Source organism: Streptomyces sp. NBC_00989 (genome assembly GCF_045162655.1).
Taxonomy (GTDB): Bacteria; Actinomycetota; Actinomycetes; order Streptomycetales; family Streptomycetaceae; genus Streptomyces.
Genome location: NZ_CP108728.1, coordinates 3274993 through 3291582, shown reverse-complemented (window position 1 = coordinate 3291582; position 16590 = coordinate 3274993). Strand labels below are relative to the sequence as shown.

General features: G+C 70.2%; 9 protein-coding genes. 5 read left to right on the top strand and 4 right to left on the bottom strand.

Going from position 1 to position 16590, the window contains the following annotated elements; translation table 11 throughout:
• Positions 1–50 precede the first annotated feature (50 nt).
• Entirely contained in the window at positions 51–2780 is a 2730-nt protein-coding gene (gene acnA / locus OG714_RS14225) for an aconitate hydratase AcnA (protein ID WP_406121074.1), read from the top strand.
• A 65-nt stretch (positions 2781–2845) separates the two neighbouring features.
• Here acnA and OG714_RS14220 read toward each other — a convergent pair whose 3' ends face one another.
• Positions 2846–3847 carry a response regulator transcription factor gene (locus OG714_RS14220; protein ID WP_406121072.1) on the bottom strand — a complete coding sequence of 334 codons (1002 nt, stop codon included), beginning with the start codon at positions 3845–3847 and terminating at the stop codon, positions 2846–2848.
• Between the two features lie 79 nt (positions 3848–3926).
• Entirely contained in the window at positions 3927–7595 is a 3669-nt protein-coding gene (locus tag OG714_RS14215; protein ID WP_406121070.1) for a S8 family serine peptidase, read from the bottom strand.
• 278 nt (positions 7596–7873) lie between these two features.
• Here OG714_RS14215 and OG714_RS14210 point away from each other — a divergent pair, with 278 nt between their 5' ends.
• Together OG714_RS14210 and OG714_RS14205 are read left to right on the top strand one after the other, a co-directional pair.
• A complete protein-coding gene (locus OG714_RS14210; protein ID WP_406121068.1) occupies positions 7874–8599 on the top strand; it encodes a response regulator transcription factor in 726 nt (241 codons plus the stop codon).
• Positions 8596–10131: a sensor histidine kinase gene (locus OG714_RS14205; RefSeq protein WP_406121066.1), complete on the top strand. Its 1536-nt coding sequence runs from the start codon at positions 8596–8598 to the stop codon at positions 10129–10131. Before OG714_RS14210 ends, OG714_RS14205 begins: the two co-directional genes overlap by 4 nt.
• A gap of 55 nt (positions 10132–10186) precedes the next feature.
• Here OG714_RS14205 and OG714_RS14200 read toward each other — a convergent pair whose 3' ends face one another.
• Both OG714_RS14200 and OG714_RS14195 read right to left on the bottom strand, forming a co-directional pair.
• On the bottom strand, positions 10187–10855 hold the full coding sequence (locus tag OG714_RS14200) for a hypothetical protein (RefSeq protein WP_406121065.1): 669 nt from the start codon (positions 10853–10855) through the stop codon (positions 10187–10189).
• Between the two features lie 41 nt (positions 10856–10896).
• A complete protein-coding gene (locus tag OG714_RS14195; RefSeq protein ID WP_406121064.1) occupies positions 10897–11469 on the bottom strand; it encodes a hypothetical protein in 573 nt (190 codons plus the stop codon).
• A gap of 260 nt (positions 11470–11729) precedes the next feature.
• Between OG714_RS14195 and OG714_RS14190 the strand changes: the two genes are divergently transcribed.
• Positions 11730–12824 (top strand): lytic polysaccharide monooxygenase, encoded by a 1095-nt coding sequence (locus OG714_RS14190; RefSeq protein ID WP_406121062.1) that lies wholly within the window; start codon positions 11730–11732, stop codon positions 12822–12824.
• A gap of 501 nt (positions 12825–13325) precedes the next feature.
• Entirely contained in the window at positions 13326–16586 is a 3261-nt protein-coding gene (locus OG714_RS14185; RefSeq protein WP_406121060.1) for a GH92 family glycosyl hydrolase, read from the top strand.
• Positions 16587–16590 lie beyond the last annotated feature (4 nt).

Sequence of the window (16590 nt, the reverse complement as noted above, 5' to 3'; positions counted from 1 at the left end):
CGTAGCGGCAGGATGCGGTGGGAACGCGCACATCAATGAAGGAGACTGTCGTGTCGGCGAACAGCTTCGACGCCCGCAGCACGCTGCAGGTGGGCGACGAGTCGTACGAGATCTTCCGCCTGGACAAGGTGGAGGGCTCGGCCCGGCTCCCCTACAGCCTTAAGGTCCTGCTGGAGAATCTGCTCCGCACCGAGGACGGCGCGAACATCACCGCCGACCACATCCGCGCCCTCGGCACCTGGGACTCGCAGGCCCAGCCGTCGCAGGAGATCCAGTTCACGCCGGCCCGTGTGATCATGCAGGACTTCACCGGCGTGCCCTGCGTCGTGGACCTCGCGACCATGCGTGAGGCCGTGAAGGAGCTGGGCGGCGACCCGGCGAAGATCAACCCCCTGGCGCCGGCCGAGCTGGTCATCGACCACTCCGTCATCGCGGACAAGTTCGGCACCCACGAGGCGTTCGCGCAGAACGTCGAGCTGGAGTACGGCCGCAACCGCGAGCGCTACCAGTTCCTGCGCTGGGGCCAGACCGCGTTCGACGAGTTCAAGGTCGTCCCGCCGGGCACCGGCATCGTCCACCAGGTCAACATCGAGCACCTGGCCCGCACGGTCATGGTCCGAGGCGGCCAGGCGTACCCGGACACCCTGGTCGGCACCGACTCGCACACCACGATGGTCAACGGCCTCGGTGTGCTGGGCTGGGGCGTCGGCGGCATCGAGGCCGAGGCCGCGATGCTCGGCCAGCCGGTCTCGATGCTCATCCCGCGCGTCGTCGGCTTCAAGCTCACCGGCGAGCTCACCCCGGGCACCACCGCCACGGACCTCGTGCTCACGATCACCGAGATGCTCCGCAAGCACGGCGTGGTCGGCAAGTTCGTCGAGTTCTACGGCGAGGGCGTCGCCGCCACCTCCCTCGCGAACCGCGCCACCATCGGCAACATGTCGCCGGAGTTCGGTTCCACCGCCGCGATCTTCCCGATCGACGACGAGACCCTGAAGTACCTGCGCCTGACCGGCCGCGACGAGCAGCAGGTCGCGCTCGTCGAGGCGTACGCCAAGGAGCAGGGCCTCTGGCTCGACCCGGCCGCCGAGCCCGACTTCTCCGAGAAGCTGGAGCTCGACCTCGCCACGGTCGTCCCCTCGATCGCCGGCCCGAAGCGCCCGCAGGACCGCATCGTCCTCGCGAACGCCTCCGAGCAGTTCAAGAGCGACGTACGCAACTACGTCGCCGACGACGACGAGGCGGGCAAGGAGTCCTTCCCGGCCTCCGACTCCCCGGCCGCCAGCAACGGCGTCCCGTCGAACCCGGTCACGGTCACCGCCCCCGACGGCTCGACCTACGAGCTGGACCACGGCGCGGTGACGGTCGCGGCCATCACCTCGTGCACCAACACCTCGAACCCGTACGTCATGGTCGCCGCCGCGCTCGTCGCGAAGAAGGCCGTGGAGAAGGGCCTGACCCGCAAGCCGTGGGTCAAGACCACCCTCGCCCCGGGCTCCAAGGTCGTCACCGACTACTTCGACAAGGCGGGGCTCACCCCCTACCTCGACAAGGTCGGCTTCAACCTCGTCGGCTACGGCTGCACCACCTGCATCGGCAACTCCGGCCCGCTGCCGGAGGAGGTCTCCAAGGCCGTCAACGACCATGACCTGGCCGTGACTTCGGTGCTCTCCGGCAACCGCAACTTCGAGGGCCGGATCAACCCCGACGTCAAGATGAACTACCTGGCGTCCCCGCCGCTGGTCGTCGCGTACGCCCTCGCGGGCTCCATGAAGGTGGACATCACCAAGGACGCGCTCGGCGTCGACCAGGACGGCAAGCCCGTCTACCTCGAAGACATCTGGCCGACCGAGGCCGAGGTCAACGACGTCGTGGCGAACTCCATCGGCGAGGACATGTTCAACAAGTCCTACGCCGACGTCTTCGCGGGCGACGCCCAGTGGCAGGCGCTGCCCATCCCGGAGGGCAACACCTTCGAGTGGGACGCGCAGTCGACCTACGTCCGCAAGCCCCCGTACTTCGAGGGCATGACGATGGAGACCACCCCGGTCTCGGACATCGACGGCGCCCGCGTCCTCGCCAAGCTCGGCGACTCGGTCACCACCGACCACATCTCCCCGGCCGGCGCCATCAAGGCCGACACCCCGGCCGGCAAGTACCTCACCGAGCACGGCATCGAGCGGCGTGACTTCAACTCCTACGGCTCGCGCCGTGGCAACCACGAGGTCATGATCCGCGGCACCTTCGCCAACATCCGCCTGCGCAACCAGGTCGCGCCGGGCACCGAGGGCGGCTTCACGCGTGACTTCACGCGGTCCGCCGAAGGTGAAGGAGGGGCCCCCGTCTCGTTCATCTACGACGCCTCGCGCAACTACATCGAGCAGGGCATCCCGCTGGTCATCCTGGCCGGCAAGGAGTACGGCTCCGGCTCGTCCCGCGACTGGGCCGCCAAGGGCACCGCGCTCCTCGGCGTCAAGGCCGTCATCGCCGAGTCCTACGAGCGCATCCACCGCTCGAACCTCATCGGCATGGGCGTCATCCCGCTCCAGTACCCGGCGGGCCAGACCGCCGAGTCCCTCGGCCTGACCGGCGAGGAGTCCTTCTCCGTCGCCGGCATCACCGAGCTGAACGACGGCACCACCCCGAGCACGGTCAAGGTCACCACCGACACCGGCGTGGAGTTCGACGCGGTCGTCCGCATCGACACCCCCGGCGAGGCCGACTACTACCGCAACGGCGGCATCCTCCAGTACGTCCTGCGCAACCTGATCCGCAACTAGCGGCTCCGGTACGGCAGTTGAGGGCCGCATCCCCGGTGACGGGGGTGCGGCCCTCCGTCGTCGTGCTACAGCCAGCCCCGCTGCGCCGCCCGCAGCCCGAGCTGGAAACGGCTCGCCGCTCCCAGCCGTTCCTGGAGGTCGCTCACCCGCCGCCGCAGCGTGCGCAGACTGACCCCCAGATGGCGGGCGACCGCTTCGTCCTTCAGCCCGGCCGCCAGCAGCCGCGTCAACGTCTCCTCGTCCTCGGAGAGTTCGCCGTTCCCCGCGGGCCGGCCGAGCGGAGTCGCCTGCTGCCACGCCAGCTCGAAGAGCTTCTGCAGGGCCTCGGTCACCGCCGAGTGCCATACGACGACGGCGCAGTAGCCGCCCGCCGCTGACGAGGTCAGCGGGAGCAGGGCCCGACGTCCGTCGACCACCAGCAGTTTGAGCGGCACCGACGGCAACACCCGGGCCTGCTCGCCGAGTTCGACCATGCTCCAGGCGCGTGACAGGGCGTTCGGATCCTCCAGGGCGGTCGCCGCGTAGATGCCGCGCGATACGACCCCGCGCTGGAGCAGATCGGCCTGGAGGTCGACCTGCGGGGCGGGCGGGGCGAGGTACGGCGGGGTGTCGAAAAGGCACACCTCGTGCTCCGCGCGGGCGTACATCTCCTCCAGGCGGGCCGCGATGGCGCCCTCGCCGGAGGCGACCTCGATCAGCCGGGACGGCTCCTCGCGCAGCAGCCCCGCCTCGTACGCGGTGGCCATCTCCTCGGCGGTGGCGGCGACCAGTTCGGACTCCGTCTCGCGCCGCCGGATCAGCGCACGGATCGCCACCCGCGGGTCGACCGCCCGTAACCCGCCCATGGAGTCCGGCGGTTGGAGCAGTCCCAGCGTGAGCAGCCGGTTGCAGGCCTCGCGCAGCTCGGCCGGGGTCGCCCCGCTCAGCAGCGCCCAGCCGACCGCGCCGGCGTCGGGCTGATGGAGAATCGACCGGTACACCAGCTCCTCGAAGTCGGCGACCCCCACCGCGGCCCAAGGGCTCGCGGCAGGGGTCTGTCCTGCAGAATCCTGTGCGGTGTTCACCATGCCTCGCCACGGTAGGCGTTCTTTGTTAAGAATCCTTACAGTGGCTCGGCCCATCCGCTCACTTCAGGTCATTCCAGGCTCACTTCAGGCCGAACGCCCGCAGTACGGTCTGGTCGATCCCGTTGCCGTCGCGGTCGGCGGCCCGCACGCGCAGCGACACCGACCCGGCGCCCTTCGCGGGCCTGAACCGTGCCTCGCCCTTCTTGACACTCACCTCTTTCCAGGACGTGCCGTCGTCGTAGGAGACCCAGGCCTTCAGACTGCTCGCCCGGACACTCCCCGACTGGTTCGCGACCGGCAGTCCGACCGTCAACTCCCGCTTGCCGTCGGCCCGGTTGAGGAGGTCGAGGCCCTTCGGGGCGATGCCGACGGTGAGCAGCGGCAGGGCCGTCGCGGTGTCGGTGTGCGCCGAGGCGAAGGTCCACTCGGTGTGCGTGCTCGTGGAGTACTTCGCCCAGGCCGCCTTGCGCCGCACGTCCAGATCGAAGCGGTACGAGGACCTGGCCGCCGGGACGTCGAAGACGCCGTACCCGCCGCGCGTCGAGTCGCCGACGAACTGCCCGTCCGCGTAGAGCCTGCCCTGCGCGGTGGCGTCGACGCCGTCCACGTATCCGTAGTGGCCCGGTGTGGAGTCGCTCAACTCCGGTACGGAGAAGGTGAGTCTGTCGCCGTCGCGCACGGAGAGGCCGTACTCCTCGCTGCTGCCCGGCCGGACGACCTGGCGCAGCCAGTTCTCGGTGGGCTCGGTGGCCGCCTTGGTGAAGGTGTGCAACGGGCTCCACTCGCCCTTGTACGCCTTCCAGTCGGGATAGACGACATGCCAGGTACGGGTGTCCGGGTCGACGTAGTAGTACTCGTCGCGTTCCGTGCCCAGTCGCGTGTACACGCTGTTCTCGACGCCGAAGAGCTGCCAGGGCCGGAAGGTGTACAGGGTGTCCGCACCCATCTCGCCGGCCGTGGCACCGTAGTAACGGGCCTTTCGCTTCACCGTGTTGGACCTGTCGAGGCGGTAGGTCTGGTTCGCGGTGATCGCGCCGCTCTGTGCGGCGAGCAGGTTGTAGACGTACGGACTGACCGGTGTGCCGCTCAGCTTCAGCGTGACCTTCCTGCCGGTCCTCAGCAGGGCGGCCAGCCCGGCGCCCTGCTCGCCGGTGGCGATCATCAGCGGGACGGTGGTCGCCCGGTCCACGGCCTCGATCCAGAAACCGGGTGTCTTGCGGTAGGTGATGAGGTAACCCGCCCCGGCCTCGGTCGCGTTGTCCAGAGCGGTCTGCGCCCGCTCGGTGGCGCCGAGCCCGACCACCGCCACCTTGCCCCTGACGTCGAGCCCCGCGAAGTCGGCCGCGGTACCGCCGCCCGCGTCCACCGCCTGGACCGTGTGGTCACCGCTGATCTTCAACGGGAAGTCGTTGTACGTCTGGGAGTAGTAGAGCGACGACAGTGAGGTCTTCTCCGGGCCGGTGACGTCCGCCGTCAACTCCTTCGCGTACAGCCGGAACTTGGCGTAGAAGTCCAGGGTGCCCACGGTGACCCGCCGGGTCGGCGCCACGTAGACGTGATCGGTCCAGAAGCCCTGGCTGTAGGTGAGCCCCCAGGCGCTGCCCGGCCCCGCCCGGTGCCAACTGGTGCTGAAGCCGCGGAACTCGGAGTCCTCCTTCGTCCTCGGTCTGATCTCCACCGCCTTGCGGGCGTCGAGGACGACCGCGGTGTCGCCGTCGACCTTGATCTCGGGGTTGCCGACGACCGACGTACCCACGGCCAGGCCGCCCGCGTCCCGGTCCGGGATCCAGGTCGCGATGGAGTAGGTGCCGGCCGGCACCTGCCAGGTCCAGCCGGTGCCGAGGAAGCCGTAGCCGTCGGGATAGGCGCCGTTCAGCTCCTGGAGCGTGTAGAGCGACGCCCCGGTCGACGGGTTGCCCTCGCGGTCCACGATCGAGACCTTGAGGTCGTACGTCTTCGGCGCCTTCTCGAAGCCGACGCCCGTGGTGACCCGGACGCCACCGTCGGCGGTCGCCGTGACATGGCCCGTGTACCGGCCCTCGGTCACCTGCGCCGGGTCGACGCCGACGGAGACGCCGGCGGTGCTCCGCGCGGGCACCGTCAGGGCGTCCGCGCTCGGAGCGAGGCTCGGGAGCGACGACGAGATCCTCAACTCCACCGGACTGTCAGTGGTGTTGGTGTACGTGATGTCCTTGCCGACGACACCGCTGTCGCCGTCCTCGAACCTGCCGAAGCTCAGCGTCGAGGTCGCGAAGACGTCCTGCTCGACCGCCCGTACGGCGTCGACCCGGCCGTCGCCCTGCTCGAACACGGAGTCGTCGGCGTTCGTCTTCGCCGTACTGGCCAGCGCCTCTTTGATCTGCTCGCCGGTCCAGTCCGGATGCGCCTGCGCGACCAGCGCCGCCGCGCCCGCGACATGCGGGGTGGCCATCGAAGTGCCACTCGCCGTCGTGTAGTTGTCGTCCACCGGCGTGCCCATGGTGGTGCCGGCGGCGCGGGCCGCGGTGATGTTCACGCCCGGCGCGGTGATCTCCGGCTTGACCGCGTAGTCGCCGGGGCGCGGACCCCGGCTGGAGAACGAGGCCAGCTTGTCCGACTTGTCGACCGCGCCCACCGTCAGCGCCGAGTCGGCGATGCCCGGGGTGCCCACGGTCTGCTCGCCCGGGCCCGCGTTGCCGGCCGCGATCACGAACAACGTGCCGGTGGACGCCGACAGTTGGTCGACGGTCTCACTGAGCACGTCCGAGGGACCGTACGCCGTACCGCCCAACGACATCGACACGATCTTCGCGCCGGACCGCGCCGCCCACTCCATCCCCGCGATGATCCAGGAGGCCTGGCCGCTGCCCGTGTCGTCCAGCACCTTGCCGACCAGCAGCCGCGCGCCCGGCGCCACTCCCTTGTACCGGCCGCCCGAGGCCGCGCCCGAGCCGACGATCGTGGACGCCACATGGGTGCCGTGGCCGAAGCCGTCCTGCACCGTCTCGTCCGGTACGAAACTCTCCGAGCCGGCGATCTTCCCGGCCAGGTCCGGGTGCCCGGTGTCCACGCCCGTGTCCAGGACCGCGACCTCGACGCCCGTGCCGTCGTAGCCCGCCTTCCACACGTCGGGCGCGCCGATCTGCGGCACACTCACGTCCAGGGACGCCTTCACCTTGGCGTCCAGCCAGATCTTGTCGATGCCGTCACCGAGCCGCCTCGCGGCCTTCGCGGTGGGCTCGGTGCCGAGTGCCGGGGCGATGTCCGACCAGAAGGCCGTGGACTTCCGCGCGCTGAGCGCGGCGCCGTCGATCCCGGGCAGCGCCAGCGTCCGGCGCGTGCCCTCGGGGGTCTCGGTGCCCCTGCTGTACGTCGCGATGACCGGGGTGGAGCCGGTCCTCGCGTCCGTGTACCCCTGCTTGACCAGTCGGGTGACGTTGAACAGGGCCGGGTCGAGGCGGCCCGCCTTCACGAGCGGGATGGCGTCCGCCGGCAGGACGCTGATCTCGCCGTTCTTCTCGCTGGACAGGAAAGTGGCGGCCTCGCGGCCCTTGCCGCGCCGGACGCCGACGGCGTTCCTGCCGTCCGGTCCGGCGGTGAGGGTCACGGTGTCGCCGGTGATGAGGGTGACGGTCTGCGGTGGGGCGGTGCTCGGGCCCGTGAGGTGGGTGGAGACCGTGGAACCGGCAGCGGCTGTCGCGGGCGCGATGGCCCCCGCGAGCAGTCCGGCCACTGAGGCCACAGCCCACAGGGCGTGGAGTCTTCGCATGGGTGGACGTCCTCCCCTGAACGCGGAAACGCTTCCGCCCGGTGAGCGGAAGCCAGCCATCAGAGTGAGTGCCGGGTCGACGGCGACTCAAGGGAATCAGGTGGCCGGAGAGTGCCAACGCCCGCTTCGGCCAAGGTAGTTGGTGAAGACATCGGTCGCCGGGCGGAGTCCTGGCCGGTCACCGGCCCGTGCCCTCGCCCCGGACTCCCGCCCGTACGCACGGCTGCGGCTCAGGTGGAACACAGGGTTCCCTCAGCGGGCGGGGACAGAATCGGGACATGACTGGCACATCGGGATCCCGCGGCAGCCGAGTACGCGTGCTCATCGTCGACGACGAGCCCGCGCTCACCGAGCTGCTCTCCGTCGCGGTCACCGAGGCCGGCTGGCGGCCCTACCCCGCGCCGGACGGGCACAGCGCGCTGCGCATCGCCCGCGGCTGCGCCCCGCACGCCGTCGTCCTGGACGGCATGCTGCCCGACCTGGACGGCGTACAGGTGCTGCGCAGACTCCGGTACGAGAACCCCAGGCTGCCCGTCCTCATGCTCACCGCCCGCGACGCCATCGAGCACCGACTCGACGGCCTCGAAGCGGGCGCCGACGACTACGTCACCAAGCCCTTCTCCCTGGAGGAGGTCGTGCTGCGGCTGCGCGGACTGCTGCGCCGGGCGGGCGGCGAACGGACCCCGGCCGACGACTCCGTACGGGTACTCGGCGACCTCGTCCTGACCGGCGGGACCCGCGAGGTACGGCGCGCCGGTGAGCCGGTCCGGCTCACCGCCAAGGAGTTCGACCTGCTCACCCTGTTCCTCGACCATCCCCGCCAGGTGCTGAGCAAGGCACAGATCCTCGACCAGGTGTGGAGCAGCTGCTTCGACGGCGGCGGCAACCTCGTCGAGGTCTACATCTCCAGTCTCCGCCGGAAGATAGACCGGGGCCGCGCTCCTATGATCCACACCGTACGCGGGATGGGATACGCCCTACGGCCCGTGGAGGACGGCAGATGAACCTCCTGACCCGCAACCGAGGCCGCCTGCGCGGCCGTTCGCTGCGCACCCGACTCCTGCTCTTCATCAGCGCCACCCTCGTCGTCGTGTGCGCCGCGATGGCCCTCATCACCGTGTTCGTCCAACGCTCCTACCTGCTGGGCAACTTGGACGACCGGGTCGACAACGCCGCCCAGCGCAGCCTGGGCGGGGCCGAACACCACCCGGACTTCGACGGGGACCTCGGATTCCTCATGGAGAACGGCCACGCCGTCGGGACGCTCGCCGCGCGCTTCGACGACAAGGGCGCGATCATCGCCGCGGCCGTCGTCAGCCAGGACGCCCCGCCCCAGAACCTCACCTCGGCCCAGCGCGGCGCCCTCGCGGGCATCACGGTCGACGGCGCGATGCACACCCGCACCGTGCCGGGCCTCGGCACCTACCGGCTCACGGCCGTCGACCACAAAGGGGTCCGGGTCCTCACCGGCCTTCCGATGGACGACGTACAGGACATGATCAGCGGTCTGGTGGCGGTCGAGGCGGCCGTCGCCCTCGCCGGACTGACCGTCGCGGGCTTCCTCTGCGCGGTCGTCATACGACGGCAGCTACGGCCGCTGGACCGGGTCGCCGCCACCGCGGTCGAGGTCTCCCGCTCGCAGCTCGGCCACGGCGAGGTCACCGCGCTCACCCGGGTGCCCGAGCGGGACACCGACCCCGGCAGCGAGGCCGGCCAGGTCGGCGCCGCGCTCAACCGCATGATCGACCACGTCGAGTCCTCGCTCGCCGAACGCCAGCGCAGTGAGGAGCAGATGCGCCGCAGCGAGGAACGCATGCGCCGCTTCCTCGCCGACGCCAGCCATGAACTCCGTACCCCGCTGGCCTCGATCGCGGGCTACGCCGAGCTGATGAACCGCGGCACCGACCGCATCGAACCGGGCCTCGCCTGGCGCCGGGTCACCGCGGAGTCGGCGCGCATGACGGGCCTGGTGGAGGACCTCCTGCTCCTCGCCCGGCTCGACGAGGGCCGGCCGTTGCAGTCCGCCGAGGTGGACCTCGCGGCGCTCCTCGCCGAGGCGGTGTGGGACGCGCGCGCCGCGGGCACCGGCCACGAGTGGCAGCTCCAACTGTCCCTGGACGCCCCGGCCCTGGTCGTCGGCGACGAGGCCCGCCTGCACCAGGTGCTGGCCAACCTGTTGGCCAACGCCCGTATGCACACACCCGTTGGCACGACGGTCACGGCGAGCGTCGAGGCCACCGCCGGTCACACCGTCGTCATCCGGGTACGCGACGACGGCCCCGGCATCCCCCCGGCCCTCCTCCCCACCGTCTTCGAACGCTTCACCCGCGCCGACGCCTCCCGCGCCCGCGCCGGCGGCAAGGAGGGCGGCTCCGGCCTCGGCCTGGCCATCGCGACGGCGATCACGGGAGCCCACGGCGGCCGCATCGACGTCACCAGCGTCCCGGGCCGCACGGAGTTCACCATCGAACTCCCGGCGGCCGCCGAACTCCCGCCCGCAGAACCGGCGTTGCGCGCCCGCGCGGCGCCGGTCTAGAAGAGCACCGAGCACCGAGCGCCGGACGGACGCCCTCGCCGTCGTAGCCGTAGACCTACGGAGTGCTCGTGAACCCGTCGAAGTCGGCCTCGCCGGTGGTGCCGACCAGGTTCCAACTGGCGTTGTCGGTCGAGTAGTAGCCGCTGTACGAGGTGCCGTCGCGGACGAGCTTCAGCCACGAGGGGTAGGTGGCGGTACCGGTGGAGTCCTGCGAGTCGAGCAGCCCGTCGCCGTCACTGTCCCAGTCGAGGAGATAGCCGTTGCCCGGAGTGGCGACCAGGGCCACGTAGCCGGGTGACGTGTTGGACTGGGTGATGTCGTTGCGGACCATGATCCCGGCCTTGGCCCAGACATCCGTGTCCGACTGCGAGTTGAGCTTCACGGTCGTCACCGAACCGTCGTGCTCGGCACCCGGCAGATAGACCGAGCCGTACTCGTTGGTGCCGTTGTACAGGTCCGCACCCTGCGCCCGGATGCCGAGTTGGGTGCCGGACTCGCTGAAGCTCGCCGTGGTCGACGCGAATGTCCGGTACGGGGCGGTGACTTGGTGGTTGACGGTGATCGTGTCACCGGCCGTGAGCCGGGTCTTCCCGGCTGAGCGGAAGCGGTAACTCGCCGTCCCCCGGAAGCCGTCGGAGGTGAAGAGCTTCGCCGAGGGCGGGATGGACACGGAGTAGGTGGCCTTCAGCGCGTGTCCGCCGCGGATCGTCCGGGCCCGGGTCACGTCACGCGTGGTGATCTTCGTGCCGGCCGGCCCGGTGAGGGTCAGGTCGGCATCGGTGATCGACCGCCGCCCGCACGTCCGCCCAGCAACCGCGCCTGCTCCAGCTTCAGTTGACCGAAACCCCGCCGCGCGTACGCGGCCAGCTCCGCGCTCGGGAACGCGACCAGCGACAGATGCTCCGAGAGGTCGCCCCGCGCCCAGCGCGCCACGGTGATCTCGTATCCCGCCGCGTGCGCGCACAGCTCCAGCAGCAGCGGCGGCATCTCCGGCTCGCGCAACAGATCCGCCCGCCCGACGACGAGTTCGCGCATCTCTCGCAGGACCGGCAGGAAAACGGTCGTGACCCACAGCCGCCACTCGGCGAGTTCCTCGTCGGTCGGCGGAGTCGCGTCACTGAAGGGGGAGGTGCCCGCGGCCCGGCCGTGCCGCTCCACGAAGGCCGCGAAGGTGCGCGCGTTCGCCTCCGTCAGTGCGAACAACGGGCCGTAGAAGTCGCTGAGTTGGCGATTGACCCGGGCGAGCCGCTCCTGTCGCTGCGCCAGCCGCAGGCTGTTGAGGTACGTGGCGACATACCCGGCGAAGGCCAGTGCGACCGTGACGACGACTGCGATCATGACGGGATCGTACGAGGCCCCGGTCCCGGAACAAGCGCGCCCCGAACGCCACTTCACGTGCCCCCGCCGTTTACAGCCTCCCCAGTCCGCGCTAACTTCACGGACAAGTGGGGTGGGAGCGCTCCCACCCGTCCGGCGGTCCGGAACCCGCCGGGTGGCCGGGTCGCCCCACCCCACGTATCCAACACCGCACGCACGCACGCACGCACCCACCACCGCACGTTCCTCGCACCCGCCGACCGAAGGGACGTAGAACTGTCATGCCCGTGACAACATCGACCTCAACTCCACACACCACACCGCGATTACCACGCCCCACCCCCCACCGAGCCCTCTTCCTCGTCCTCCTCGCCCTGCTCACCACCGTCCCGGCCCTGGCCCTGATCCTCGCCACCGGCGGCAGGGCGGAGGCCCACGGCACCCCCATGAAGCCCGCCAGCCGCACCTTCCTCTGCTGGCAGGACGCGCTCACCACCACCGGCGAGATCAAACCGATCAACCCGGCCTGCAAGGCCGCCCAACAGGTCAGCGGCACCACGCCGTTCTACAACTGGTTCTCCGTGCTGCGCTCCGACGGCGCCGGCCGAACCCGCGGCTTCGTGCCGGACGGCGAGTTGTGCAGCGGCGGGAACCCGAACTTCACGGGCTTCAACCTCCCGCGCGACGACTGGCCGTTGACGCACCTCACCTCCGGCGCGACGGTCGACTTCTCGTACAACGCCTGGGCGGCGCACCCGGGTTGGTTCTACGTCTACGTCACCAAGGACGGCTTCGACCCGACGAAGACGCTCACGTGGGACGCCATGGAGGACACCCCGTTCCTCACGGTCGACCACCCGCCGCTCAACGGCACGCCGGGCACGGTCGAGGCCAACTACTCCTGGACCGGGCAGCTTCCGGCGAACAAGTCGGGGCGGAACATCATCTACATGGTGTGGCAGCGCTCGGACAGCGCGGAGACCTTCTACTCCTGCTCGGACGTCGTCTTCGACGGCGGCAACGGCGAAGTGACGGGCATTCACGACCCGGGCAACCCCACCGACCCGGTACCCGGCGTCTGTTCGGCCACCCGGCACACGACCGGCAGCTGGCCCGGCGGCTACCAGTCCGAGGTGACCGTCACCAACTCCGGTGACGTCCCGATGCTCGGCTGGATGGTCAACTGGGCACTCCCCACCGGTCAGTCGGTCGCCAGCCTCTGGAACGGCAATGCGACCTACAGCGGCCAGGACGTGATGGTGCACAACGCCGACTGGAACGGCTCACTGAGTCCGGGGCAGAGCGCCACCTTCGGATACGTCGTGAACGGCAACGGCGGGGACACGGCAACTACCTTGCCCTGCCAGGTCGGTTGAGGCTGAGCTCGGGGCGGATCCGGTGGTCGGGGGCCACCGGATCCGCGAGCCGGACAGGCAATGGGGGTTGAACCTGCCCGGGTGGTGCGTGGCTTGGGGCGACACTGTGGTGCGACAACGTTGTCGAATGGTCTGCATATGACTCTACCGCCCCAACGGACAACGATGTCAAGCGAGTTGGCCTGCGGACGCCGTCCGAGTGGCCGGCCCGCGTGCCCTCGCCGGCGCACGCGCTCTTCCGTGGTATGGGTGGCGCACGTTACTGTCCCTGCGGCTTGTGCGACCTGTGGTGCGCGACCCGTCCGAAGGAGGAGGGGCCGCGTCATGCGTTTCCGTCCCATGTCCCTGTTGCCAGTACCGCGACAGGCAATGTCCGCCCCGTCGCGACGCCCGGCACGCCCTCTCGCCGCACCGGCCGAAAGCCCAAGTACGTCCAGTACGAGGGCTTCCGGCCGGCACGCCGAGAGCACGCACCGGACGCCGCTCCTTGGTGGGCGAACATTGCCTGCCGCGGCGCTGGCCGCCGCCCTCGCGCTCGGCGGCGCCACCCCCGCCCTGGCGGCGACCGCCGCCCCACCGCAACTCGTCAAGGATCCGAGCGCCTACGTCGATCCGCTGATCGGCACCAAGAACGGCGGCAACGTCTTCCCGGGCGCCGTCGTGCCCTTCGGCATGCTCTCCTGGAGCCCGGAGAACACCAGAGGCAGCGCGACGAGCACGGCCGCGCCGGGCGGCTACCAGTACGACGCCACCCGCATCCGCGGCTTCAGCCTGACCCACATGTCGGGCACGGGCTGCGCGGGCGGCAGCGGCGACATCCCGTTCTACCCGTACGCCGGTGAGGTCACCTCGTCCCCGGCGAGCGACACCAAGGACGCCGTCTACGCCTCCGACTTCAGCCACACCGACGAGACCGCCGAACCCGGCCACTACAAGGTCGGCCTCGCCTCCGGTGTCACCGCCGACCTCACCGCGACGGCCCGCACCGGCTCCGGCCGCTTCACCTACCCGGCCGACAAGCCCGCCTCACTCCTGATCCGCACCGCCAACTCCGAGGTGGGGTCCGCCGATTCGTCGGTCACCATCGACCCGAAGACCAACACGGTCTCCGGCTCGGTCACCTCCGGCAACTTCTGCGGCTACCTCGACCCCGAGGGCCAACGCGCCTACTACACCCTGTACTTCACCGCGACCTTCGACCGCGCCTTCAAGACCACCGGCACCTGGCAGGACGACAAGCTGACCCCGGGTTCGACGAGTGCGACCGGCGGCACCGGCGGCTTCGCCACCGGCGGCCGTCCCGTCGCGGGCAAGGGCGCGGGCGGCTACGTCGAGTTCGAGCCCGGCAGCGGCCCGGTCGGCGTCAAGGTCGGTGTCTCGTACGTCAGTCAGGCCGGCGCCCAGGCCAACCTCAAGGCGGAGAACCCGCCGAAGCGCTCCTTCGACGCCGTCGAGGACGCGGCACACCGCGCCTGGCGCGACCAGCTCGGCGCGATCAAGGTCGGCGGCGGCACCGACCCCGAGCGCACCACCTTCTACACCGCGCTCTACCACTCCCTCCTGCACCCCAACGTCATCAGCGACGCCGACCGCAGATACACCGGCAGCGACGGCAAGGTGCACAAAGTGAGCCGGGGGCACCAAGCGCAGTACGGCACCTTCTCCGGCTGGGACATCTACCGGTCGCAGGTCCAGCTGCTCACCCTGCTCAGCCCGCGCACCGGCTCGGACATCGCGCAGTCCCTCTACGAACTCGCCCAGCAGAACGGCGGGATCTGGGACCGCTGGCTGCACGGCGCGAGCGGCACCCACGTCATGAACGGCGACCCCTCACCCACCGCCCTGGCCGGCATCCGCGCCTTCGGCGGCACGGACTTCGACCTGAAGGGGGCCCTCGCCTCCCTCGTCAAGGCGGCGACCGTACCCACCGCCCAGGACCTGTCCTCCTCGGGCAAGCCGGTGCTCTCGGTCGGCCAACGCCCTTCCCTCGACAAGTACTTGAACCTGCACTACATGCCGTCCGTCTCCAACGCCTGGGGCGGCGCCGCCGAGACGCTGGAGATGTCCACGGCGGACTTCGCGCTCTCCCAACTCGCCACGGCGGCAGGGAAGAAGAGCACGGCGGCCGACTTCGCCAAGCGCGCCCAGTGGTGGCAGAACAACTTCAACATCGCCGCCGACCCCACCGGCGGCTACATCGCCAACCGCAAGGCGGACGGCAGTTGGGTCACCGGCTTCACCCCGGGCACCGGCAACGGCTTCGTCGAGGGCACCGCCGCCCAGTACACCTGGATGGTCCAGCACAACCCGGCCGGCCTCTTCGCGGCGATGGGCGGCACCGACAAGGCCCTCGCCCGCCTCGACTCCTTCTTCCATGAGGCGGACGGCAGTTGGGCCTTCACGGGCAGCGGCGGCGACAAGTCCGAGCTGGACAACGAGCCGTCCGTCAACGTCCCCTACCTCTACGACTACGCGGGCGCGCCCTACAAGACCCAGGAGACGGTCAGGGCGGCCATGAAGCAGCTCTGGTCGACCGACCCGGCCGGCATCCCCGGCAACGACGACCTCGGCGAGATGTCGTCCTGGTACGTCTTCTCCGCCCTCGGCATGTACCCCCAGGTCCCCTCCCGCGCCGAACTCACCCTCGCCTCACCCCTGTTCGAGCGTATCGAGATCAAGCGCCCGCACGGCAACGACATCTCCATCCGCGCGAAGGGCGCCGCGGCCGACGCCCCGTACATCCAGTCCCTGAAGGTCAACGGCCGTACCAGTGACCGCCCTTGGCTCCCGTCCTCGATCGTCAAGAACGGCGGCATCCTCGACTACACCCTCTCCACCACCCCGAACCGCACCTGGGGCAGCGCTCCGGCCGACACCCCGCCGTCCTTCCGGACCGGTGAACAGCCGTACCAGATCGGCGTCGGCCCGACCGCCGCGACCCTCGCGCCCGGCGACACCACCAAGGTCAACATCAAGGCCCTGTCCCTGAACGGCGGCACCGGACCCGAGGTCCGCTACACCGTCGAGACCCCCGCCGGAGTCACGGCAACGCCCGCCCAGGGAACGGTCGTCGACGGCTCCCAGGACATCACCCTCACCGCCGCCGACGACGTCCAGCAGGGCTTCTACGACGTGAAGGTCACCGTCACCTCGGGCGACACGTCGTATGAGCAGCCGGTGTCCCTGACCGTGGCCGCGCCCGGCACCCTCCTCGCCGCCTACAACAACACCGGCGTCTCCGACGACACCGGCGAGCACGACGAGGCGGACTACGACGGAGGCGGCTGGAGCTACTCCCTCCAGGCGCTCGCGGCGGCCGGGCTCACCCCGGGCGGCACGGGCACGGTGGACGGGCTCGGCTTCACCTGGCCCAGCTCGCCGAACGGGCGCCCGGACAACGTCTCGGCGGCCGGTCAGACCGTCCAACTCCCGCAGCCCACAAGCACCTTGTCCTTCGTCGGCAGCGCGGTCAACGGCAACCAGCAGACGAAGGCGACCGTCACCTACACCGACGGCAGCACCGGCGCGATCGACCTGTCCTTCACGGACTGGACGGTCGGCGGGGGCGGCGGCACCGTGCAGTACGGCAACGAGGTCGTCGCCAGGACCGCGTACCGCAATGTCGCGGGTGCGGACAAAGACCCGGTAGCCACCTATGTGTTCGCCACCAAGCCGTTCGCGGCGCCCACGGGCAAGACCATCAAGAGCGTGACACTTCCGGACGACCCGGATCTCCATGTGTTCACCCTTGCGGTGAACTGACGTC

What these genes read in the sequence shown, in the direction of transcription:
- OG714_RS14220 (WP_406121072.1), bottom strand. Translation starts at nt 3,847, where the DNA reads ATGGTGAACACCGCACAGGATTCTGCAGGACAGACCCCTGCCGCGAGC.
- OG714_RS14215 (WP_406121070.1), bottom strand. Translation starts at nt 7,595, where the DNA reads ATGCGAAGACTCCACGCCCTGTGGGCTGTGGCCTCAGTGGCCGGACTG.
- OG714_RS14210 (WP_406121068.1), top strand. Translation starts at nt 7,874, where the DNA reads ATGACTGGCACATCGGGATCCCGCGGCAGCCGAGTACGCGTGCTCATC.
- OG714_RS14205 (WP_406121066.1), top strand. Translation starts at nt 8,596, where the DNA reads ATGAACCTCCTGACCCGCAACCGAGGCCGCCTGCGCGGCCGTTCGCTG.
- OG714_RS14195 (WP_406121064.1), bottom strand. Translation starts at nt 11,469, where the DNA reads ATGATCGCAGTCGTCGTCACGGTCGCACTGGCCTTCGCCGGGTATGTC.
- OG714_RS14190 (WP_406121062.1), top strand. Translation starts at nt 11,730, where the DNA reads ATGCCCGTGACAACATCGACCTCAACTCCACACACCACACCGCGATTA.